Raw genomic sequence first — 2333 nt, 5'->3', positions numbered from 1 at the left:
GAACAGCGGCACCAGCAGCGTCGTGACGTTCATGCCGTATTGCGGCAGGTCCTGCGGCTCGAAGAGCACGCCCTGCAGCAGCAGGCCGCACGCGAGGCCGAAGGCTGCAGGCGCGGCACCAAACAGCAGGAACAGCGTCGAGCCGAGAATGAAGTGCACTTCGGAGACGCCGACCGGGAAGTGCGGCAGGATCTCGAAGAAGGTGAAGACGAGGCCGGTGGTGGCCAGCGTCCGCGCTGCGAAGGAGGTGATGCCCTGCTCGCGCACGGTCTCGGCCGCAAGCTTGAGCGCAACGCCGCCCGCGGCGATGCCGGTGGCGTAACTCAGCACGAGCTTGGCGCCCGACACGATTCCGGGTTCGATATGCATGGTCGTTCGATCCTTCCTGCCGTCACACCCGACGGCCTTGGTTCACTCCATGCACGGCCGGTCTCCTGGCTCGCGGTTCACCGGGATCTTCGGCCTTCCCGGGCCTTGCGGCCCAGTGGCGGATCGAAGTCCCTCACCGCTTACAGTCGCGGGGGCTGCTGGGGTTTGGGGCGCCGCAACTGGGTCCGCCCGTCCCCATTCCCGATTATGCTCCAGCGCTTTGCGCTGCGTCGAGCACCATGCTCCTCCTGTGTGCCCCTTTCGCGGAGCCGGCGCAAGGGCCGTCCCGGCACGGCGCCATCAGGACGAGGGCTCCGCGGCGAGCGGTCCGTACAGGATGACGGCCGCCGTGCTCGCAGCCCCGCCGCGCCCAAGCTGTTCCGCCAGCTCGGAAATGGTGGTGCGGATCATCTGTTCGTCGGGCCGTCCGAGCGATTCGGCGAACAGCGCCGGCGTATCGGGCGACAGCCCGTGCGCAATCAATTTTGCGACCAGCGTCGGAAAGGTCCGGCGGCCCATATAGACGACCGTGGTCGCCTCGGGATCGGCCAGCGCCGCCAGGTTCAGATTGGGCGGCAGATCGCCCGTCACGTCGGCGCCGGTGATGAACTGCACCCGGCGCGCGGTGTGGCGCCGGGTCAGGGGAATGCCGGCTTCCGCCGCCGCCACGCAGGCGGTGGTGACGCCGGGAATGATCTCGTAGCCGATGCCGGCCTCGCGCAGCGTCTCGAGTTCCTCCTCGAGCCGGCCGAAAATGCCAGCATCGCCGGACTTCAGCCGCACCACGCGCGCGCCGGTCGCGGCATAGTCGACCAGCAGGCGGTTGACGTGGTGCTGCTTGGTCGAGGGCCGGCCCGCCCGCTTCCCCACCGCGACGAGATTGGCGCCCGGCCGGGCGAGATCGAGAATCGCGCCCGAGGCAAGATCGTCATAGAGCACGACGTCGGCCTCGCGCAGCCGCGCCGCCCCCTTGAGCGTAAGCAGCTCGGGATCGCCGGGGCCGGCCGAGACGAAACTGACGAAGCCGCTCACCGGTCCTCCGCGATCAGATGGAAAAACGTGCCGGTGGCATGCCCCCGCCGCGAGCCGGTCTCGGCGATGACCGCCCCGGTCGCATCATGCACCACCGCCAGCGGCGTATCGGGCTGGGCGAGGATGGTCGAATAGTGAAACTCGTGGCCGCGCAGCCGCGCGCCCCGCCGATGGCCCGGCATGGGCGCCGACAATTCGGCGACACGATAGCCGAGATGCATACGGCGTTTGGCAAAGCTCGTTTCCAGCCCCAACAGACCCGCCATCTCGTGACGAACGCCCTCGGCATCGGTGAGGCCCGCGCCCAGCGCCATATAGCCCCCGCATTCGCCATGCACCGGCCGTGTCTCGGAGAAGGCGCGGAGGCCATTGCGGAAGGCTATGTTGCCGGCGAGCCTGCCGGCATGAAGCTCGGGATAACCGCCGGGCAGCCAGCAGACATCGGCGCTCGCGGCAGGCGCCTCGTCTGCAAGCGGCGAGAATGGCAAGATTTCTGCACCGGCCGCGCGCCAGGCCTCCAGCATATGCGGATAGACGAAAGAGAACGCGGCATCGCGGGCGAGTGCGATGCGCTGCCCGGGCGGCGTGACGTTCAGACCATTCGCAGCGGGCTGTGGCGACCAGCGCGCCGCCGATTGCAGGATCGCGTCGAGATCGACATGTTCGGCGACGAAACGCGCGGCCTCGTCGATCAGCTTGCCGATCCCGGCCTGCTCCTCGGCCTGCACCAGGCCGAGATGCCGCTTCGGCAGGCTGATCTCGGCATGCCGCGGCAGCGCGCCGAAAACGTTGATGCCGGCATCGTTCAGCGCCCGCCGCACCAGGTCCTCGTGTCGCGGACTGGCGATGCGATTGAGCACGACGCCCGCAAGGCGTACGCCGGCCCGATAATCGCGCAGCCCCGCGGCGATCGCCGCAGCCGTCTGCGCCTG

At 69.0% G+C, this 2333-nt stretch carries 3 protein-coding genes and 1 riboswitch; all 3 genes read right to left on the bottom strand.

The annotated features are described in order from the left end of the window. Positions 1 to 369: energy-coupling factor ABC transporter permease (locus NLR35_RS33795; protein WP_257170868.1), on the bottom strand; the 369-nt coding region annotated here is incomplete at its 3' end. Between the two features lie 37 nt (positions 370 to 406). Next, positions 407 to 626: riboswitch (cobalamin riboswitch) on the bottom strand. 43 nt (positions 627 to 669) lie between these two features. Continuing rightward, positions 670 to 1401: a uroporphyrinogen-III C-methyltransferase gene (gene cobA, locus NLR35_RS33790; protein WP_257170867.1), complete on the bottom strand. Its 732-nt coding sequence runs from the start codon at positions 1399 to 1401 to the stop codon at positions 670 to 672. Beyond that, the coding region (locus tag NLR35_RS33785) for a cobyrinate a,c-diamide synthase (RefSeq protein ID WP_257170866.1) at positions 1398 to 2333 on the bottom strand (936 nt) is incomplete at its 5' end. The genes NLR35_RS33785 and cobA, both read right to left, overlap by 4 nt.

This window comes from Bradyrhizobium sp. SRS-191, assembly GCF_024586915.1.
In the GTDB taxonomy this organism is placed as follows: Bacteria; Pseudomonadota; Alphaproteobacteria; order Rhizobiales; family Xanthobacteraceae; genus Bradyrhizobium.
This window is presented reverse-complemented; position numbering and strand designations above follow the sequence as displayed.